The sequence below is a fragment of the Mesorhizobium sp. B2-4-2 genome, from assembly GCF_006442845.1.
In the GTDB taxonomy this organism is placed as follows: Bacteria; Pseudomonadota; Alphaproteobacteria; order Rhizobiales; family Rhizobiaceae; genus Mesorhizobium.
Genome location: NZ_VFVM01000006.1, coordinates 131,046 through 150,330 on the forward strand (window position 1 = coordinate 131,046; position 19,285 = coordinate 150,330).

Genomic DNA, 19,285 nt, shown 5'->3' on the forward strand with positions numbered 1-19,285 from the left:
GGCTTTCCGGTGCTGGCCTAAAGGGGTGCCTCATGCAGCGCCGGCTGACTGTCTGTATCGAAGCTCACGGCCTTCTTTTGTCCGGCGTAACCGTGATAGTCCTCGTGCGGGGCTGAATCAGATCGCGAGACCATGAGCATCCAGACGCCGACCATGCCCACAGCGGAGTTGCCGAGGACCAAGCGCATCGTCGCCATCGACATGCTGCGCGGCATCGCGCTGATCGCCATGGCGAGCTACCATTTCACCTGGGACCTGGAATTCTTCGGCTACACCGATCCCGGCCTGACCGCCTTCGGCTGGTGGAAGTTCTATGCTCGCTGCATCGCCTCGACCTTCCTGTTCCTGGTCGGCGTCAGCCTGTATCTCGCCCATGGCAAAGAGATCCGCTGGAACGGCTTCTGGAGACGCTTCGCCATGGTCGCCGGAGCGGCGATCGCCATTTCGGTCGCCACCCGTATCGCCACGCCGGACGGGTGGATCTTCTTCGGCATCCTGCACCAGATCGCGCTGGCGAGCCTGCTCGGGCTGGCATTCCTGCGCCTGCCGGCGCTGCTCACACTGCCGATCGCCGCGGCGGTCATCGCCATTCCCTTCTATTTTCGGCTGGAATCGTTCGATCACCCCTGGCTGTGGTGGGTCGGGCTTTCCGCGGTCAACCCACACTCCAACGACTATGTCCCGCTGTTCCCGTGGTTCGGTGCGGTGATTGTGGGGCTCGGAGCGACCAAGCTTGCCTCCGGCTTCGGCGCCTTGGCGCGCCTGGCAGATGTGGCGCCCGGGCGCTGGTCCAACCCGCTGGGCTTCATCGGCCGGCACAGCCTGGCCTTCTACCTCATTCACCAGCCGCTGCTGATCGGCAGTGTCTGGTTGTTCTCGCAAGCAATGCCGGCCAAGGTCGAAACCCCGCAGGTGAACTTTCTCAAGACCTGCCAGATCTCGTGCGAGCAGCAGCGCGACAGCAAGTTCTGTTCGAGCTATTGTGGGTGCATGCTGGACACGCTGGAGGGCGAGGCAACGCTTGATCGGCTCTACAAGAACGACCAGACCGCCGAATGGAGAGCGCATCTGGCGGATCTCGCCGGCACCTGCACGGCCCAGACCGACAGCAAGATGACGGAGGAAGGTGTCGAATGACCGAGACCCCGCCCAAACCTGGGCTGATACCGTGGCCGCCGCTGATCTACATCGCCGCCATCGCCATCAGCATCGCGCTCGGCTTGCTTTTTCCCCTGCCCTGGATCGGCGACCTCCTGGGCGACCTCCTCTACGCGGCCGGCTGGGTGGCGCTGTTCGGCGTCGCCGCACTCTGGTTCACCGCCATCCGCACCATGACGCGGGCCAAGACCACGCTCAACCCCAACGCCGTGCCGGACCATTTGGTCACCACGGGTCCTTTCGGCATCACCCGCAATCCGATGTACCTCGCCAACACGCTGCTGTTGATCGGCGTTGCCTTCATCTCCGGGATCGTCTGGTTCCTGCCGCTCGCCTTCGTCGCCGCCTTCGTCACGCAGAAGGTCGCGGTGGAAAAGGAAGAAAAGATGCTGTCGGCAAAGTTCGGCAAAAAATACCGCGACTATGCCAAAAGAGTGCGGCGCTGGATTTGAGCATCTGAACGCCGGCTGCCAGAGCCATATCGGGAAGATAACGGTTTCCGATTTGTGGCGGAGACCAACAATTTGTCGATGTCGGCGCCGCCCCTCACCTGCCTGCCGGCATCCTCTCCCCGTATAGTGACGGGGAGAGGGGCGCTGTCATCAGCGGTTTCGCCAGCCACCAGCGTTGCAGGAAAGAGACCGAGATCACGGTCAGCCCCCTTCTCCCCGTCACTATACGGGGAGAAGTGCCCGGCAGGGCGATGAGGGGCGGCGCCGACTCTAAAGCGATTGTCCTGCCTGGAAGGCCGCTACGTATTAACCCCGAGCTCGACCAGCCGCTCAACGCAGGATTCCTCGGCCTGGTCGAGTTCGGCCAATGTCTCCTCGAGGTCGCGGCGCTTTTGCCTCAGATCCTCGCGCTTTTCCTCGATGCGCTTGATCATCAGCTTGAGCTGGCCGACCTCGCCGGGCGGTTCCTTGTACATCTGGATGATTTCGCGGATCTCGTTGATCGAGAAGCCGAGCCGTTTTCCGCGCATGATCTGCCGGATCAGGTGTCGGTCGGATGGACGAAACAGCCGCGTGCGGCCCCGCCGCACCGGCTGCACCAGTCCCTCGTCCTCGTAGAACCGCAGCGTCCGCGTCGACACGTCGAATTCGCGCGTCAGCTCGGTGATCGAATAATATTCCCGCATTCTCGCCCCATAGCCGGAGATTGGCGACTGCTGCTCTCCGTCCGCGGCAGACCTGCCGGAATCGGCCGCAGTCTGCCTGTCGCCGAGCCTCGCACGGCATTTACGTAAAAGTCAATTGAGCCGGATCAATGGACGCCGAACCACCACGTGGCAAGGCCCAGAAAAGCGAAGAAACCAACGACGTCGGTGACCGTGGTGACAAACACCGCCGAAGCGACCGCGGGATCGATCTTGAAGCGGTCGAGCAGCAGCGGGATCAGGATACCGGCAAGGGCCGCAACGAACATGTTGATGATCATGGCCGCGGCGATGATGCCGCCCAGATTGGCATCGCGGAACCAGACGGCGGCTACGATGCCGATCAATATGGCGAAAACGATGCCGTTGATGAAGCCCACGCCTATCTCGCGGCGAATGATGCGGCCGGCATTGTAGATGTCGAGATCCCTTGTCGCCAGCGCCCGCACGGTGACGGTCATGGTCTGCGAACCGGCATTGCCGCCCATCCCGGCCACGATCGGCATCAGCACAGCGAGCGCCACAATGCGCTCGATCGTGTGGTCGAACAGGCCGATCACCGATGCCGCAAGGAAGGCGGTCAGGAGATTGACAAGCAGCCATGGCACACGCGAACGCGAGGTCGAAAAGATGCTGTCGGAAAGCTCTTCGTCGCCGACGCCGCCCATGCGCAGGAGATCTTCCTCGGCTTCCTGCTGGATGACGTCGACGACGTCGTCGATGGTCAGCACGCCGACCAGCCGCTCGTTCTCGTCGACGACGGCGGCCGACAAAAGGTCATATTGCTCGAACTCCCGCGCGGCCTCTTCCTGGTCCATCGTGGCCGGAATGGCGTGCCGCGTCTCATGCATGACCTCCTCGACCTTGACCGAGCGCTTGGTGCGCAGGATCTGGTCGAGGTCTATGGCGCCAAGCAGCTTGAAGCTCGGGTCGATGACGAAGATCTGGCTGAAGCGGTCGGGAAGGTTCTTGTCCTCGCGCATGTAGTCGATGGTCTGGCCGACCGTCCAGAACGGCGGCACCGCGACGAACTCCGTCTGCATGCGCCGCCCGGCGGTCTCCTCGGGGTAGTCGAGCGAGCGACGTAGCCTGATGCGCTCGGTAAACGGCAGCTGCGACAGGATCTCGTCCTGGTCCTCCGGTTCGAGATCCTCGAGGATGTAGACCGCGTCGTCGGAATCGAGTTCCTGCACCGCCTGGGCAATCTGCGCGTTGGGCAGATTGTCGACGATGTCCATGCGGATCGCCTCGTCAACCTCGGTCAGCGCGGAAAAATCGAAGTCGGCCCCCAAAAGCTCGACAAGGGCGCGCCGCTGGTCGGGATGCAGCGCCTCGATCAGGTCGCCCATTTCCGACTGGTGCAGGTCGTCGACCTCACGCTTGAGCGTGAGCGTATCGCGGTCGGCGATCGCCGCGCCGATCTGGGCGAGAAAGGACGAAAGGACAGCGCCGTCCTCACCGTAGATGTCGGCGCGGTGTTCGTCAGCGACCCCAGCGCCGGTCGTCCGTTCGTCCTGGCCTTCCACCAGCGCCTCCCGCCATTGCAATCCTGGAAAAGGTGCATCTCAGGTCTAGAACATCGGACCCGAAAGTGGAAACCGGTTTCGGGAAAATCCGACGCTCAAAAAGAAACTGGCGTAACGCGCGGGAATATCAAACGAAATGCGCGGTGTCCGTAGGGCTGGAGGTGCCGCTACAAATCAGATTCTGGGGAGAGAGAATGGTGCGGTCGAGAAGACTCGAACTTCCACGGGTTGCCCCACAGCGACCTCAACGCTGCGCGTCTACCAATTCCGCCACGACCGCACGTGGTAGGAGCCGGAACCGACCGGCTCGCGGCGTGTAGCAAATCGTTTCCGGCGAAACAAGTGCGCCCCGAGCATTTAATCGCTGGGAATTGCCATAACGGATCAAAGCGCCAAAATGCACCGCGAACTGGACGTTTCGGCCCGATATCGCCATATGGAGTACAACAAGAGACATCCCATGCCAGAACGCAGCCAGATCGCCACGTCGTTCCTGCCTTTGCCCGGTTCGGCGCCCGTCGAATGGGCGATCGAGCCCGGCCTCACCGCCTACCCCGAGGCGCTTGTCTTCATGGAGGCGCGCGCCGAAGCGATCCGCAGCGGGGCCGCCGGCGAGATGGTCTGGCTGGTCGAGCATCCGCCGCTCTATACCGCCGGCACGAGTGCGCGCAGCGAGGACCTGATCGACGCCAACCGGTTCCCGGTGTTTTCGGCCGGCCGCGGCGGCGAATACACCTATCATGGGCCGGGCCAACGCGTCGCCTACGTCATGCTTGACCTGAAACGCCGCCGGGAGGATGTGCGCGCCTTCGTCGCCGCCCTCGAACAGTGGATCATCGGCACGCTCGCCGCCTTCAACGTCAATGGCGAGCGCCGTGAGGATCGCGTCGGCGTCTGGGTGGTGCGGCCCGATCGCCCTGCCCTGCCGGACGGCTCTGCCGCGGAGGACAAGATCGCGGCAATAGGTATTCGGCTCAGGCGCTGGGTGAGTTTTCACGGCATCGCCATCAATGTCGAGCCGGACCTCGGCCATTTCAGTGGTATCGTGCCGTGCGGCGTGCAGGACCACGGCGTCACCAGCCTCGTCGATCTCGGGCTGCCGGTGACGATGGCCGATCTCGACCTGGCGCTGAAATCAGCGTTCGAGGATGTCTTCGGCCCAGCCACGGCCTTGCCCGTGGAAACAGCCCGCGAGGCCGGCTGAACGCTTCCCGGACAGCTCAGATCAGCCGTGCCGACGCCCAGAGCACTCCATAACCGTGGATGAGGAACACCGCCAGCAGCGCGCCGGCGATGACGAAACGGTCGGCCGTGCGGATCGGCTTCAGTTCGTGGCGCGGCTTCACCCCGCTGCCCGCTGTCAGAAGGCTGAGGATTGCAAAGACCGCGCCGGCCGCGAGCAGAAAGCCGATGGAAAAGCCGGCCCGCCAGCCAAGCGCCAGGAAGGCCGAGAGCAGGAAGAAGGAGGCCAGCGCCAGCGCGACCGGCCCTGGGCAGATCTGGCGCAGCACCTGGCCGCCGTCGAATTTCCACACCGGCACCAGATTGGCGATGTTGAAGAGCGCAGCACAGCCCGCCAGTGTCGCCAGCAATGTCGCGGTGAGCCAGTGCCCTTCCGCGCTTGCAAACGTACTGCCCACCATTGCCAACGGCACCAGGAAAGCAGAGAACCCGGCGCCCATCAGCGCCACGAACGCAACTTCGAAACGGCTGTCATAGGGCCGGCCGCCAATGGCGACGCCGCCGAGCAGCGGGATGAAGATCATGCGCGCCCTGCGATGGCCCATCAGGCGGAATGCCGCCATGTGGCCGAGCTCGTGCAGGGCGACAACGGAAGTCAGGATCGCGGCCAGAGCAAGCCCGCCGCGGTGAAGCCCGAAGAACGGCCACAGGATGAACGCCGAGAGAGCGGCGAAGCCAAGCTGGCTCAGCGGATGTTCGAACCAGCCGCCCTTGCGACACCGCCCTGTCCTGGCCCAGCCATCCAGCTTGGCGAGTTCGCGGCGCATGGCGAAATAGCGGAACGCCAGGAAGGCCGCGCCGCGGTAACGGTCGGTCTGGGTGAGCGTCACCCGGGTGGCCTCGCCAATCGAGACCAACTGCGCGGTTTCCCGATAATGCGCCCAGAAAGACGGATCGAGCGCCGTGTCTTCGATGACGCGCATCGAAAAGCACCTGCCGTGCACGACATTCTCGAACAGGGCCTTGCGTTCGATCGGCCGGCCGTCCCGGCCCTCCCAGGACATTCTGGTACGGACCACTCCCTCGCCCAGCATCTCCGCCGAGAGGATTTCGCCGGACCAGCCGGCATTGCTCCCGAGCGGCCACAGCGCCTGCCACAGGCGCTGCCGGTCGGCCGCGACCGTGCGGCTGAGCCTGATGGTGCGCAAACCAAGCGGCACGCTCATCAGGAGAAAGATCAGCCCGAGATTGCTGGCCACGAGGAAGGCGGCGACGATGGGCGACACGCGGCGCTCCTGCTTTCAGGAGCGACACCCTAGCGCCATGGGCGGCAAGAAAGGCTTAACGGCAAAGCGGACTTTCGTCCGCCGGAACAGCGACGGCAGAGACAGTCACCTCACATGGCTCCGATCCAGATCGCCATGGAAATGAGGAAGGTGCTCATGCAAACCAGCGAGATGACATCCTGAACCAGATCGGTCATAACTCTCTCCTGTTGTTGATATGTTCGCAATTTGTTCTAATTTTGTTTCAAAGTCAACGAGCGGAATCCGTCCGCAGCCGGAATTTTCGAGCGATCAAACCGGCAGGGTTAAGAAAAGGTTGACGGCGCGGGACCTATCAACAGGTCAGGAAGATGTCGGCGACGCTATCGTCAGTTAGCGTATGGGATGAGCGCCTGCTGCCCTCAATCTCAGTAGAGACAATAGTGGGTAAGCTACGACTGCCGAGTGATGGACGTGAGGCAACACCAAGGCGCCAATCAAGCTGATCGCTGGCGAAAGCGCATGAGGCAAGGCCGCCGGTGGCGCCTCTCGCGCAACTTTGTGACCCTGGCTGCTCATCCTGGTGATGACCGCGATCTCTTCCGCCCTGATCGCACTGAAGGCTCACTGGCGGTTCTGATCCAGAGGACTCCCGGAGGGATCAGTATCCCCGAAGGCAAACTAAACCCGCGGAAATCTCGCTGGACGTTGTTAAGGTTGAACCCAATCTCGCAGCGGACATCGAGGTACCCCTTAGAGCGGCACCACCTTGCCCTCGGCCAGGGTGACGCGCCGGTCCATGCGCGCTGCCAGCTGGTGATTGTGGGTGGCGATCAGCGCCGCGAGGCCGGATTGCCGCACCAATGCCTCCAGCGCCTCGAACACATAGGAGGCAGTGACCGGGTCGAGATTCCCGGTGGGCTCGTCCGCCAGCAGCACCAGCGGCGCATTGGCGACCGCGCGTGCGATTGCCACGCGCTGTTGCTCGCCGCCCGACAGTTCGGACGGCCGGTGCGATGCGCGCTTGCCGATCTGCATGTAGTCGAGCAGCTGCGCCGCGCGCTCGGCTGCCTCCTTGCGCGGCAGCCCTTTGATGAGCTGCGGCATCATGATGTTTTCCAGCGCCGAAAACTCCGGCAGCAGATGGTGGAACTGGTAGACGAAGCCGACATCGTTGCGGCGGATCGAGGTGCGCTCGTCATCGGATAGCCGGCCGCAGGCCCGGCCGGAGAGAATCACGTCGCCGGCGTCGGGCCGTTCCAAGAGCCCTGCCGTATGCAGCAGCGTCGATTTGCCGGTGCCGGACGGCGCCACCAGCGCCACCATCTCGCCGCGCTTCAGCGAGAAGTCCGCACCGTTCAGAATGGTGAGCTTGCGCGGCCCCTGGACATAGTGCCGCTCGACGCTCTTCAACTCGATAATGGCCTGCGCCATCATTCGTACCTCAGCGCTTCGACCGGATCGAGGCGGGCCGCCCGCCATGCCGGAAACAACGTCGCCAGGAAGGACAGGCCGAGCGCCATGATGACGACATAGGTCGTCTCGCGCGGATCCATCTTCGCCGGCAACTGGCTGAGGAAATAGAGCTCCGGATTGAACAGCACCTTGCCCGTCATCCAGGAAAAGAACTCGCGGATCGATTCGATGTTGAGGCAGATGACCACGCCGAGCAGCACGCCGGCGATGGTGCCGGTGACGCCGATCGCCGCGCCCGTCATCAGGAAGATGCGCAGGATGGCGCCGCGCGAGGCGCCCATGGTGCGCAGGATGGCGATGTCGTGCCCCTTGTCCTTCACCAGCATGACCAGCCCGGAGATGATGTTGAGCGCCGCCACCAGAACGATCAGGGTCAGGATCATGAACATGACGTTGCGCTCCACCTGCAGGGCGGAAAAGAAGGTCTCGTTGCGCTGCCGCCAGTCGACGAGGTCGATGGGTCGCTGCGCCGCCTCTTCCACCTTCGGTTTCAGCGCGTCGACATCATCGGGATTGTCGACATAGATCTCGATCGTCTGGGCTCGCCCATCCATGTTGAAATAGAGCTGCGCCTCGGAAAAGGGCATGTAGACGATGGAGGCGTCATATTCCGACATGCCGACTTCGAAGATCGCCGCGATCTTGTAGCCTTTCATGCGCGGCGTCGTGCCGAGCGGCGTCACGTCGCCGTCCGGCGAGATCAGCGTGATCGTGTCGCCGAGCGCCAGGCCGAGATTCTCCGCCATGCGCTTGCCGATGGCGACGCCCTCGCCCGTGTCGAAATCGGCGATCGAGCCCTGCTTGATGTTGCTGGCGACGATGGCAATCTTGCCCAGGTCCTCGCCCCTGATGCCGCGCACCAGCGCGCCGGAGCCGCCGCCGACATTGCCTTGCGCCAGCACCTGGCCGTCGATCAGCGGAATGGCGTATTTCACGCCGGCCACGCCGTTGATGCGGCCGGCGACCTGCGCATAGTCCTCAAGCGGCGAATCCAGCGGCTGCACGATCAGATGGCCGTTTACGCCGAGGATGCGGGTGAGCAGCTCGGCCCTGAACCCGTTCATGACGGCCATCACCACGATCAGCGTCGCCACCCCCAGCATGATGCCGAGGAAGGAGATCGAGGCGATGACCGAGATCACCGTCTCCTTGCGTCGCGAGCGCAGATAGCGCCACGCCACCGTGCGTTCGAAGATGGAAAACGGTCCGGCGCCTGCCGGTCTCGCTGCCGCCGCCTCGCTCATGCGGCGGCACCGAAGCGTTTTTTCGCATCGGCGATCGGCAGCGTCACGCGCTCGCCGGTCTTGCGGTTCTTGATCTCGACCTCGCCGGCGGCCACGCCGCGCGGTCCGACGATCACCTGCCAGGGCAAGCCGATCAGGTCGGCGGTGGCGAACTTGCCGCCCGGCCGCTGGTCGGTGTCGTCATAGAGCACATCCTTGCCGGCGGCGGTGAAAGCTGCGTTGAGTTCATCGCAGACGCGGTCGCAATCGGCATCGCCGGCTTTCATGTTGATCAGGCCGATGTCGAACGGCGCCACCGCTTCCGGCCAGATGATGCCGTTCTCGTCATGGCTGGCTTCGATGATCGCCGCAACCAGCCGCGACGGGCCGATGCCATAGGAACCGCCGGAAGCGAAATGATCCTTGCCGTCAGGCCCGGTCACCTTGGCGCCCATCGGCTTGGAGTATTTCTCGCCGAAATGGAAGATATGGCCGACTTCGATGCCGCGCGCCGAAACCTTGTCGCTGTCGGGAACCTCAGCCCAGGCCGCTTCGTCATGCATTTCGTCGGTCGCGGCGTAAGGCGTCGTCCAGGTCTTGACGATGCCTGATATCTCGGCGTCGTTGGAGAAATCGGTGTTGGCTCCGGGCACGCCGAGCGACAGATAATCGCGATGGCAGAACACCTGGCTCTCGCCGGTGTCGGCCAGGATGATGAATTCATGGCTGAGATCGCCGCCGATCGGACCGGTGTCGGCCCGCATCGGGATCGCCTGTAGGCCCATGCGGGTGAAGGTCCGGAGATAGGACACGAACATCCTGTTGTAGGCGGCTCTCGCGCCTTCGAAGTCGAGATCGAAGGAGTAGGCATCCTTCATCAGGAATTCCCGGCTGCGCATGACGCCGAAGCGCGGCCGCACCTCGTCGCGGAACTTCCACTGGATGTGGTAGAGGTTGAGCGGCAAGTCCTTGTAGGACTTTACATAGGCGCGGAAGATCTCGGTGACCATTTCCTCGTTGGTCGGGCCGTAAAGCATGTCGCGGTCTTGGCGGTCCTTGATGCGCAACATCTCCTTGCCGTAGTCGTTATAGCGGCCGCTTTCGCGCCAAAGGTCGGCCGACTGGATGGTCGGCATCAGGATTTCGAGCGCGCCGGCGCGGTTCTGTTCCTCGCGGATGATCTGGCAGACCTTGTCCAGGACCCGTTTGCCCAGCGGCAGCCAGGAAAAACTGCCCTGCCCCTGCTGGCGGATCATGCCGGCGCGCAACATCAGCCGATGCGAGACGATCTCCGCCTCGCGCGGATTCTCTTTGAGGATGGGCAGGAAATAGCGCGACAAACGCATGGGCTGGTCCGTGAATGAGGAGGCCGCGCCAGAATCGGTGCGACGCAGGCTTGCTTGCCCCGGCTTCATAGCCATTTCATGGCGCAATGGGAACCCGGACGCATCGACCCGGAAATCGGAAATTCAGCGTTCGAACGGCGTGGCGCGCGGAATGAAAACGTTTTGAGCACCCCTCGCGCGCGCCGCGAATGCTGGACGATCGAAGGAGCCACGGTTGCATAAAACGCCCGGCTGGTGGTTTCCCAAGCAAAGCCTGCCGTACTATTGTGCAGTGCAGCACGAGAATGCCCGTTTCAAGGCAAAATTCTTCGTGACATTTTCATTTCCGTTGGGCTAATGTGCCCCGATAACCGAGAGAGCAGAGAAAAATCTGTTCTCCTACGCGGTCAAAGTCTTGGGAGGATGCGATCTAGGCGCGGTTACTCGCTGCCGCCGGAAACCGGAAACAGATCGGACGCGTTTAAATTGCAAGGCCTTGTGCCTTGCATTTTTTTTGTGCAATCACCTGCTTAGCGCAATGCGTTGCCAAACCACCTTACCCCACGTCATGATTTTTGAAGCCTGAACAGATGAGCCGGCGCCGAATGGCGGCGTGACCTCGCCCGAAGCGCAAGAGCCGGTTTGAATGCTGCTATTTTGCCGTGGCCTGGCCGAATTCCGGCACGATGTGCGGGATGTCGTTGAGGCTATATCCCAGCCCGTGCGTCAGGCCGTAGAAAATGCCCATGAGCACCGCCGTGGCGACGGTGGTGCGGATCACCGCACGCAGCATATGTGGTCCGCGCGGCGCGCTAGGCACCGTGCCCAGCGTCACGTCACGGTCGTCATCCTGCGTCCTGACGCTGAACGGCAGAACGGCAAACAGCACCACCCACCAGGTCGCGAAAAACAGTGCGGTGAACGAAACCCAGCTCATGATTGCTCCAGTTCGATCAGCGTGCCGAAGAAATCCTTCGGATGCAGGAACAGCACAGGTTTGCCATGCGCGCCGGTCTTCGGCTTGCCGTCGCCCAGAACCCGGGCGCCGGCTGCCTGGAGCCGGTCCCGCGCGGTAAGGATATCGTCGACCTCATAGCAGAGATGGTGCATGCCGCCCGACGGGTTCTTCTCGAGGAAAGCCGCGATCGGCGAGCCCTCGCCGAGCGGCTCCAGCAACTCGATCTTGGTGTTGCCGACATTGACGAACACCACGGTGACGCCATGCCCGGGCAGCGCCTGTGGTTCGCTCACTTCGGCGCCTAGCGTGTCGCGATAGCAAGCGACAGCCGCAGCCAGATCCGGCACCGCAAGCGCGACATGGTTCAGGCGTCCAAGCATAGAGCGCTCCGCTTTAGGGGAGTAAGGGAGTAGGGAAACAAGACAGAAGAAAAGCAACGGCTCATTCTCCCCTACTCCCCTACTGCCTTATTCCCCTATTCGTCACCGCGTGACGAATACAGTCACCAGCGGTTTCTTGCCCCAGGCTTCGTTGGCGGCGCCACGTACGGCACGGCGTACCGCCTCCTGCACCAGATCGAGATCTTTTCGGCGCTGACGGGGGATGGAGTCCACCGCGCCGATTGCCGCATCGATCATCAGGTCCTCCAGCGTCTCGCCCCTGGCGTCGGCCTCGGCGACGCCGATTGCGACGAGATCGGGATCGCCGGCGAGCTCATACTTCTCGTCCAGCACCACATTGACCGCGACATGGCCGGCAAAGGACAGTTTGCGACGGTCGCGAATGCCCATCGCCTGGTCGGTGCCGATCAACCTGCCGTCCTTGTAGATGCGGCCGAACGGCACCTGGTCGATGATCGTGGCAGGGCCGGGAGCGAGCCGCAGCATGTCGCCGTCGCGCACCTGCGCCACCTGGCCGATGCCCGACGTCGACATCAGCGAGCCCTGCGCCACCAGATGCGCGGCTTCGCCATGCACTGGAACGCCGATCTGCGGCCGTACCCATTCATACATCTTGCGCAATTCGCTGCGCCGCGGATGGCCGGAGACATGAACCAGCGCATCGCCGTCCTCGATGATCTTGATGCCGAGATCGACGAGGCGGTTCTTAATTTCGAGGATCGCCTTCTCGTTGCCGGGAATGGTGCGCGAGGAAAACACCACCGTGTCGCCGGCCGTCAGCGACACCGACTTCATCTCGTCGCGCGAGAGCTTGGCAAGCGCCGCCAGCGGCTCGCCCTGGCTGCCGGTGCAGATGACGACCAGGTTTTCGCGCGGAATGAAGCCGAAATCCTCCTCGGCGATGAACTCAGGCAGACCGTCCATGTAGCCGAGTTCGCCGGCGACATCGATGACGCGCTTCAGCGACCGGCCGAGCACCAGGCACTGACGGCCGGCATCGCGCGCCGCCTTGGCGATGGAAACGATACGGCCGACATTGGACGAGAAGGTGGTGACGGCGACGCGGCCCTTGGCGGCCTGGATAACCCCTTTCAGCCCCTCGCCGACCGCGACTTCCGATGGCGATTCGCCTTCGCGCATAGCATTGGTCGAATCGCAGACCAGCGCCAGCACGCCCTTGTCGCCATAGGCGCGGAACCGTGCTTCGTCGGTCTTGGGTCCGATCGTCGGCGCCGGGTCGATCTTCCAGTCGCCGGTGTGGATGACGGTGCCTGCCGGCGAGGTGATGGCCAGCGACATCGGTTCGGGAATCGAATGCGCGACCGGGATCGCCTCGATTTCGAACGGACCGACAGTGAATTTTTCGCCCGCGCGGTAGATGGTCAGCGGGATCTTCGGCGCGCCCTGCTCGCCCTGGCGCTTGGCTTCCAGCAGCCCGGCGCTGAACGGCGTCATCCACACCGGCGCCTTGAGCCTCGGCCAGATATCCAGCAGCGCGCCATAGTGGTCCTCATGCGCGTGGGTGATCACGATACCGCGCAAATTGGCGATGTTCTCTTCGATGAAGCGCGTGTCGGGCAGGATCAGGTCGACGCCCGGATGCGCCGCGTCGGGAAAGGTGACGCCGACGTCGATGACGATCCATTCGCGCGCGCTCGGCGGACCATAGCCGTAGAGAGCGAAGTTCATACCGATCTCGCCGACGCCGCCCAGCGGCACGAAGACGAGTTCGGCGTTTTCCGCTTTCGCCATGATTTTTTCCTTCCTGGCCCTCAGGCCAAGCCATTGAAGCAATTCCGGGAAAAGTCTGTAACGGTTTTCCGTCTGGAATTGCGCAAAAACAAAATTATACCCGGGCGGATGCGACCGCGCCGAAATGCACATCGCCGGCGGCGATCGTCAAAACCGAGCCCTCATCGTCGCGGATCACGAAACGGCAGTCCTCGTCAATGGTCTCGAACACCCCGCGCACCACATTACCGTCAATTCTGACAGCAACCTCGCCGCCAAGCCCTGCCGCGCGTGCCAGCCAGCGCCGCCTGACGGCGGCAAGTCCCCGCCCGTCGTCCCACAGGCGGGCATTCTCGCTCCAGGCATCCGACAGCGCCAGGAACAGCGTTTCGGCATCGCATGCCGCACCCAGTGCGTGAAGCGACGTCGCGGGATACGGCAAATCCTCAGGGTACGCCACAACATTGACGCCGATGCCGACCGCCACCGCGAAACGGCCGCCGTCCAGCATGGCCGATTCCAGCAGGATGCCGGCGAGCTTGGCGCCGGAGGCGAGCACGTCGTTCGGCCATTTCAGCTCGAAACGGTTCTTGCCTTCATTGCTGCCGTCGAGGCCGATGGCGATCCGGCCCGCCGGCACCACGGCGTCGAGCGCATCGGCCAGCGCCAGGCCGGCGACGAAACCGAGCGTCGCGGCGAGGCGAAGCTCGCCCCCGGTGAGGACGAGCAGCGTCGCCGCCAGATTGCCCTCGGGTGTCGCCCAGACGCGGCCGCGCCGCCCGCGCCCGCTTTCCTGTTTCTTGGAAACGACCCACAATCTGCCGGGGTCGCCGGCCCGGGCGTGATCCAGCGCCAGCGCATTGGTGGAGCCGACGCTGTCATGCGCCTCCAGCCGGAATCCTTCCGACGCCGAGATTGGAGCCAGCCGAAATGCCATCCCGTCAGAAGAATGTCTTGGCGGCGGCTTCGGCATAGGTGCCGATCGGACCGCCGATCAGCACATAGAACAGCACGAAAGCGCCGGAGACACCGAGTACGAGGCGCAATTCACTGGCCATCGGCACGAAGCCGCCGACCGGTTCGTCGAACCACATGATCTTGATGATGCGCAGGTAATAATAGGCGCCCACTACCGAGGCCAGCACGCCGATGATCGCCAGCGCGTAGAGGTTGGCATTGATGGCGGCGAGAAAGACGTACCACTTCCCCCAGAAGCCGGCGAGCGGCGGGATGCCGGCCAGCGAGAACATCAGGATGGTCAGGATCGTCGCCATGATCGGGTTGGTCGAGGACAGGCCTGCCAGGTCGCTGATCTGCTCGACATTGCCTTCCTTGCGCCGCATGGCGAGAATGAAGGCGAAGGTGCCGAGCGTCATCACCAGATAGATCAGCATGTAGATGGCGACGCCGCGCACGCCGGCCTGGCTGTTGGCGGCAAGGCCAACCAGCGCGTAGCCCATGTGGCCGATCGAGGAGTAGGCCATCAGGCGCTTGATGTTGGTCTGGCCGATCGCCGCGAAAGAGCCGAGCGCCATCGAGGCGATGGAGATGAAGACGATGATCTGCTGCCAGTCGGAAGCGATCGGCTTGAACGCGCCCATGGTGACGCGCACGATCAGCGCCATAGCCGCCATCTTGGGTGCCGCCGCCAGGAAAGCCGTCACCGGTGTCGGCGCGCCCTCATAGACGTCGGGCGTCCACATGTGGAACGGCACCGCCGAGATCTTGAAGGCGAGGCCGGCCAGCACGAAGACCAGGCCGAAGACGAGGCCAAGCTGGCGCTCTCCGCCGCCCAGCGCCGTCGCGATCTCCTGGAAGCCGGTGTTGCCGGTATAGCCATAGACCAGGCTGATGCCATAGAGCAGCATGCCCGATGATAGCGCGCCGAGGACGAAGTACTTCAGGCCCGCCTCGGTCGAGCGCAGGTTCTCGCGGTTGATCGCGCACAAGACATAGATCGCCAGCGACTGAAGCTCGAGGCCGAGATAGAGTCCGATCATGCCGTTGGCCGAGATCATCAGCATCATGCCGAGCGTGCACAGAAGGATCAGCACCGGATATTCGAACTTGTCGAACCGCTCCGCCTTGGCGAAGCGCATCGACATGATCAGCGTCACCGCCGAGCCCACCAGCGCCAGCAGCTTCATGAAGCGGGCAAAGGAATCCTGGATGAAGGCATTGCCGTAGGCGCTGCCCTGCCCGGTGGAGAAGATCAGCCAGGCGCCCGATATCACCAGCACGGCAACGGCAAGGCCGGTCACGGTGTTGGCGGTGTTGGCGCGCGAATAGGCCCCGACCATCAGCAGCGCGAGCGCGCCGATGGCAAGGATCAGCTCGGGCGTCGAGAGCGACAGGCTGGAGAGAAGGTCCGGCGTCATGGTTCGCAAAACCCCTGGGTCAGTTCGCCGCCGCGGTCTGCGCGGCGCCGATGGATGCGGTGACATTGGTGACGAGCGACTTGACCGACTGGGCCGTCGCGTCGAAGACGGGAGCGGGATAGACGCCGAAGAAGATGACCAGCACAACCAGCGGATAGATGATCGCCTTCTCGCGTGTCGACAGGTCGAGCAGGCCCTTGAGGCTGTCCTTGGTCAGCGCGCCGAAGATCACCCGGCGGTAGAGCCAAAGCGCGTAGGCGGCCGACAGGATGACGCCGGTGGCAGCGAAGAACGCCACCCAGGTATTGACCCGGAACACGCCGAGCATGGTCAGGAACTCGCCGACGAAGCCTGACGTGCCCGGCAGGCCGACATTGGCCATGGTGAAGATCAGGAACACGGTGGCGTATTTCGGCATGTTGTTGACCAGGCCGCCATAGGCGGCGATCTCACGCGTGTGCATGCGGTCATAGATGACGCCGACGCACAGGAACAGCGCGCCCGAGACCAGGCCGTGGCTGAGCATCTGGAAGATCGCGCCCTGCACGCCTTCCTGGTTCATGGCGAAGATGCCCATGGTCACGAAGCCCATATGGGCGACCGACGAATAGGCGATCAGCTTCTTCATGTCCTCCTGCATCAGCGCCACCAGCGAGGTGTAGATGATGGCGACGACCGAAAGTGCGAAGACCAGCGGCGCGAACATCTCGGAGGCCAGCGGGAACATCGGCAAGGAGAACCGCAGGAAGCCGTATCCGCCCATCTTCAACAGAATGGCGGCCAGGATCACCGAACCGGCTGTCGGCGCCTCGACATGCGCATCCGGCAGCCAGGTATGCACCGGCCACATCGGCATCTTCACCGCGAAGGAGGCGAAGAAGGCGAGCCACAGCCATGTCTGCATGTTGGCGGGGAAATTGTGCGTCAACAGCGTCGGGATATCGGTCGTGCCGGACTGGTAGAACATCGCCATGATGGCGAGCAGCATCAGCACCGAGCCGGCGAGCGTGTAGAGGAAGAACTTGAAGGAGGCATAGACGCGGCGCTTGCCGCCCCAGACGCCGATGATGATGAACATCGGGATCAGGCCGGCTTCGAAGAAGACGTAGAACAGCACGATGTCGAGCGCGCAGAACACGCCGATCATCAGCGTTTCGAGCAGCAGGAAGGCGATCATGTAGGCCTTGACGCGCTTCTCGATCGCTTCCCACGACGCCAGGATACAGAGCGGCATCAGGAATGTGGTCAGAATGACGAACAGCATCGAAATGCCGTCGACGCCCATATGGTAGGAGATGCCGGAATCGAGCCAGGCGACCTTCTCGACGAACTGGAAGCCGGCTTGCGAATTGTCGAAGCCGGTCCAGATGAACAGCGAGACGATGAAGGTGAACGTCGTCGTCAGCAGCGCGATGGCGCGGATGTTGCGGCGTGCGTTTTCGCTGTCGTCGTTGATGAACAGGATGAGCAGCACACCAACCAACGGCAGGAAGGTGACCAGCGAGAGAATTGGCCAAGCGGTCATCAGAGCATCATCCAGGTGACGAATGCGGCAACGCCGATCAGCATGGCGAAGGCATAGTGATAGAGATAGCCGGTCTGCAACTTGACGACGCGGTTGGTGACATCGACGACGCGTGCCGAAATGCCGTCAGGCCCGAGACCATCGATGACGGTGCCGTCGCCGGTCTTCCACAGGAAGGAACCGAGGCGTTTGGCCGGCCGCACAAAGAGGAAGTCATAGAGCTCGTCGAAATACCATTTGTTGAGCAGGAAGGCATAGAGCCCGCGATGCTGGGCGGCCAGATTGACCGGCATTTCCGGCGAGCGGATGTAGAACTTCCACGCCAGCGCCAGGCCGATCAGCATGGCGATGAACGGCGACAGCTCGACCCATAGCGGCAGTTCGTGAATGTCGTGCAGGATGTGATTGTCCGGCAGTGTGAACAGGGACGCCTTCCAGAATTCGGCATAGCCTTCGCCAATGAAGGCACCGTGGAAGATGATGCCGGCAAACAGCGCGCCCGCCGCCAGCACGAACAGCGGCACCAGCATCACCGGCGGCGATTCATGGACATGGTGCATCACCTCATGGCTCGCCCGCGGCCTGCCGTGGAAGGTCATGAAGATCAGCCGCCAGGAATAGAAGGAGGTGAAGCCGGCGGCGATCACCAGCAGCACGAAGGCGAGGCCCGCCACGGAATTATGCCCGGCAAAGGCCGTCTCGATGATGGCATCCTTGGAGAAGAACCCGGCGGTGCCGATAACGGTGACCGGAATGCCGACGCCGGTCAGCGCCAGGGTGCCGATTACCATCATCCAGTAGGTCGTCGGGATCAGCGTCCTCAGGCCGCCCATCTTGCGCATGTCCTGCTCGTCGGAAACCGCATGGATGACCGAGCCCGAGCCGAGGAACAGCAGCGCCTTGAAGAAGGCATGCGTGAACAGGTGGAAGATCGCCGCACCATAGGCGCCGACGCCGAGCGCCACGAACATGTAGCCAAGTTGCGAGCAGGTCGAATAGGCGATGACGCGCTTGATGTCGTTCTGGACGAGGCCGACGGTCGCCGCGAAGAAGGCGGTGAAGGCGCCGATGAAGGTCACCACCGTCAGCGCCGAATGCGACAGCTCGAACAGCGGCGACAGCCGCGCCAGCATGAACACGCCGGCCGTCACCATGGTGGCGGCATGGATGAGCGCCGAGACCGGCGTCGGGCCTTCCATGGCGTCCGGCAGCCAGGTGTGCAGCGGCACCTGCGCCGACTTGCCCATGGCACCCATGAACAGCAGCAGGCAGACGATCGTCATCGCTGCCTGCTTATCCAGCGCATAACCGAGGAAGGTCAGCACCGCAGCACCTTGCGGGGCGCCTTCAGCCGGGATGAACGTCGCCGCATTGGCGAAGATGGTGCCGAGATTGACCGAGCCGAACAGCACGAACACGCCGAAGATGCCGAGCGCGAAGCCGAAATCGCCGACGCGGTTGACGACGAAGGCCTTGATGGCCGCGGCGTTGGCCGAGGGCTTCTTGTACCAGAAGCCGATCAGCAGGTAGGACGCCAGGCCCACCCCTTCCCAACCGAAGAACATCTGCACGAGGTTGTCGGCCGTCACCAGCATCAGCATGGCGAAGGTGAACAGCGACAGATAGGCAAAGAAACGCGGCCGGTTCGGATCGTGGTGCATGTAGCCGATCGAGTAGATATGGACCAGCGCCGACACGGTGTTGACCACCACCAGCATGACCACCGTCAGAGTGTCGATCCTGAGCGCCCAGGACGCCTCCAGTCCGCCGGACTGGATCCAGCGCAGCACCGGCACGGTGAACACCTCGCCATGGCCGAAGCCGACGGTGAAGAAAGCAACCCACGACAGCACCGCCGCGATCACCAGGAAGCCGGAGGTGATGTATTCGGACGCCTTGGCGCCGAGCGACGTGCCGAACAGGCCGACGATCAGGAAGCCGAGCAGCGGAAGGAAGACGATGGCCTGGTACATGGTGGTTC

The 19,285-nt window shown here is 63.1% G+C and carries 16 protein-coding genes and 1 tRNA gene; 3 read left to right on the forward strand and 14 right to left on the reverse strand.

Going from position 1 to position 19,285, the window contains the following annotated elements; translation table 11 throughout:
- The first annotated feature begins 132 nt into the window (after positions 1-132).
- Both FJ942_RS15650 and FJ942_RS15655 read left to right on the forward strand, forming a co-directional pair.
- On the forward strand, positions 133-1,137 hold the full coding sequence (locus FJ942_RS15650) for a DUF1624 domain-containing protein (RefSeq protein ID WP_140898137.1): 1,005 nt from the start codon (positions 133-135) through the stop codon (positions 1,135-1,137).
- Positions 1,134-1,610 (forward strand): isoprenylcysteine carboxylmethyltransferase family protein, encoded by a 477-nt coding sequence (locus tag FJ942_RS15655; protein WP_140516398.1) that lies wholly within the window; start codon positions 1,134-1,136, stop codon positions 1,608-1,610. Before FJ942_RS15650 ends, FJ942_RS15655 begins: the two co-directional genes overlap by 4 nt.
- A 299-nt stretch (positions 1,611-1,909) precedes the next feature.
- On the opposite strand, the gene FJ942_RS15665 is transcribed toward FJ942_RS15655, so the two are convergent.
- The 3 genes from FJ942_RS15665 to FJ942_RS15675 form a co-directional block, all read right to left on the reverse strand.
- The gene (locus FJ942_RS15665) at positions 1,910-2,296 is read right to left on the reverse strand and encodes a MerR family DNA-binding transcriptional regulator (RefSeq protein WP_006203215.1); all 387 of its coding nucleotides are present in this window, start codon (positions 2,294-2,296) and stop codon (positions 1,910-1,912) included.
- A 125-nt stretch (positions 2,297-2,421) separates the two neighbouring features.
- Positions 2,422-3,840, reverse strand: a complete 1,419-nt coding sequence (gene mgtE / locus FJ942_RS15670) for a magnesium transporter (RefSeq protein ID WP_140656953.1) — start codon at positions 3,838-3,840, stop codon at positions 2,422-2,424.
- A gap of 195 nt (positions 3,841-4,035) precedes the next feature.
- A tRNA-Leu gene (locus tag FJ942_RS15675) sits at positions 4,036-4,120 on the reverse strand.
- A gap of 180 nt (positions 4,121-4,300) precedes the next feature.
- On the opposite strand from FJ942_RS15675, the gene lipB reads away from it, so the two are divergent.
- Positions 4,301-5,044: a lipoyl(octanoyl) transferase LipB gene (lipB, locus tag FJ942_RS15680; protein ID WP_140898139.1), complete on the forward strand. Its 744-nt coding sequence runs from the start codon at positions 4,301-4,303 to the stop codon at positions 5,042-5,044.
- A gap of 16 nt (positions 5,045-5,060) precedes the next feature.
- Here lipB and FJ942_RS15685 read toward each other — a convergent pair whose 3' ends face one another.
- The 11 genes from FJ942_RS15685 to nuoL form a co-directional block, all read right to left on the reverse strand.
- A complete protein-coding gene (locus FJ942_RS15685) occupies positions 5,061-6,308 on the reverse strand; it encodes a site-2 protease family protein (protein WP_140898141.1) in 1,248 nt (415 codons plus the stop codon).
- A gap of 732 nt (positions 6,309-7,040) precedes the next feature.
- Positions 7,041-7,724, reverse strand: coding sequence for an ABC transporter ATP-binding protein (locus FJ942_RS15690; protein WP_181165304.1), 684 nt, complete (start codon positions 7,722-7,724; stop codon positions 7,041-7,043).
- Positions 7,721-9,007, reverse strand: a complete 1,287-nt coding sequence (locus FJ942_RS15695; protein WP_140898143.1) for a lipoprotein-releasing ABC transporter permease subunit — start codon at positions 9,005-9,007, stop codon at positions 7,721-7,723. Before FJ942_RS15695 ends, FJ942_RS15690 begins: the two co-directional genes overlap by 4 nt.
- On the reverse strand, positions 9,004-10,332 hold the full coding sequence (proS, locus tag FJ942_RS15700; protein WP_140495593.1) for a proline--tRNA ligase: 1,329 nt from the start codon (positions 10,330-10,332) through the stop codon (positions 9,004-9,006). Before proS ends, FJ942_RS15695 begins: the two co-directional genes overlap by 4 nt.
- 631 nt (positions 10,333-10,963) lie before the next feature.
- The gene (locus FJ942_RS15705) at positions 10,964-11,248 is read right to left on the reverse strand and encodes a DUF1467 family protein (protein WP_140495592.1); all 285 of its coding nucleotides are present in this window, start codon (positions 11,246-11,248) and stop codon (positions 10,964-10,966) included.
- Positions 11,245-11,649: a methylmalonyl-CoA epimerase gene (mce, locus tag FJ942_RS15710; RefSeq protein WP_140555002.1), complete on the reverse strand. Its 405-nt coding sequence runs from the start codon at positions 11,647-11,649 to the stop codon at positions 11,245-11,247. The genes FJ942_RS15705 and mce overlap by 4 nt, the downstream gene beginning before the upstream one ends.
- A gap of 102 nt (positions 11,650-11,751) precedes the next feature.
- A complete protein-coding gene (locus FJ942_RS15715; RefSeq protein WP_140495590.1) occupies positions 11,752-13,422 on the reverse strand; it encodes a ribonuclease J in 1,671 nt (556 codons plus the stop codon).
- 94 nt (positions 13,423-13,516) lie between these two features.
- Positions 13,517-14,338 (reverse strand): biotin--[acetyl-CoA-carboxylase] ligase, encoded by an 822-nt coding sequence (locus tag FJ942_RS15720; RefSeq protein ID WP_140898145.1) that lies wholly within the window; start codon positions 14,336-14,338, stop codon positions 13,517-13,519.
- Between the two features lie 4 nt (positions 14,339-14,342).
- Positions 14,343-15,779: an NADH-quinone oxidoreductase subunit NuoN gene (nuoN, locus tag FJ942_RS15725; RefSeq protein ID WP_140553638.1), complete on the reverse strand. Its 1,437-nt coding sequence runs from the start codon at positions 15,777-15,779 to the stop codon at positions 14,343-14,345.
- A gap of 19 nt (positions 15,780-15,798) precedes the next feature.
- Positions 15,799-17,304 carry an NADH-quinone oxidoreductase subunit M gene (locus tag FJ942_RS15730; protein WP_140495587.1) on the reverse strand — a complete coding sequence of 502 codons (1,506 nt, stop codon included), beginning with the start codon at positions 17,302-17,304 and terminating at the stop codon, positions 15,799-15,801.
- A complete protein-coding gene (nuoL, locus tag FJ942_RS15735) occupies positions 17,304-19,277 on the reverse strand; it encodes an NADH-quinone oxidoreductase subunit L (protein WP_140516407.1) in 1,974 nt (657 codons plus the stop codon). The genes FJ942_RS15730 and nuoL overlap by 1 nt, the downstream gene beginning before the upstream one ends.
- Positions 19,278-19,285: the final 8 nt, after the last annotated feature.

Bases quoted from the DNA above. Each gene is read 5' to 3' on its own strand.
- FJ942_RS15650 (WP_140898137.1), top strand. From the start codon at position 133: ATGAGCATCCAGACGCCGACCATGCCCACAGCGGAGTTGCCGAGGACC.
- FJ942_RS15655 (WP_140516398.1), top strand. From the start codon at position 1,134: ATGACCGAGACCCCGCCCAAACCTGGGCTGATACCGTGGCCGCCGCTG.
- FJ942_RS15665 (WP_006203215.1), bottom strand. From the start codon at position 2,296: ATGCGGGAATATTATTCGATCACCGAGCTGACGCGCGAATTCGACGTG.
- lipB (WP_140898139.1), top strand. From the start codon at position 4,301: ATGCCAGAACGCAGCCAGATCGCCACGTCGTTCCTGCCTTTGCCCGGT.
- FJ942_RS15690 (WP_181165304.1), bottom strand. From the start codon at position 7,724: ATGATGGCGCAGGCCATTATCGAGTTGAAGAGCGTCGAGCGGCACTAT.
- FJ942_RS15695 (WP_140898143.1), bottom strand. From the start codon at position 9,007: ATGAGCGAGGCGGCGGCAGCGAGACCGGCAGGCGCCGGACCGTTTTCC.
- proS (WP_140495593.1), bottom strand. From the start codon at position 10,332: ATGCGTTTGTCGCGCTATTTCCTGCCCATCCTCAAAGAGAATCCGCGC.
- FJ942_RS15705 (WP_140495592.1), bottom strand. From the start codon at position 11,248: ATGAGCTGGGTTTCGTTCACCGCACTGTTTTTCGCGACCTGGTGGGTG.
- mce (WP_140555002.1), bottom strand. From the start codon at position 11,649: ATGCTTGGACGCCTGAACCATGTCGCGCTTGCGGTGCCGGATCTGGCT.
- FJ942_RS15715 (WP_140495590.1), bottom strand. From the start codon at position 13,422: ATGGCGAAAGCGGAAAACGCCGAACTCGTCTTCGTGCCGCTGGGCGGC.
- FJ942_RS15720 (WP_140898145.1), bottom strand. From the start codon at position 14,338: ATGGCATTTCGGCTGGCTCCAATCTCGGCGTCGGAAGGATTCCGGCTG.
- nuoN (WP_140553638.1), bottom strand. From the start codon at position 15,779: ATGACGCCGGACCTTCTCTCCAGCCTGTCGCTCTCGACGCCCGAGCTG.
- FJ942_RS15730 (WP_140495587.1), bottom strand. From the start codon at position 17,304: ATGACCGCTTGGCCAATTCTCTCGCTGGTCACCTTCCTGCCGTTGGTT.
- nuoL (WP_140516407.1), bottom strand. From the start codon at position 19,277: ATGTACCAGGCCATCGTCTTCCTTCCGCTGCTCGGCTTCCTGATCGTC.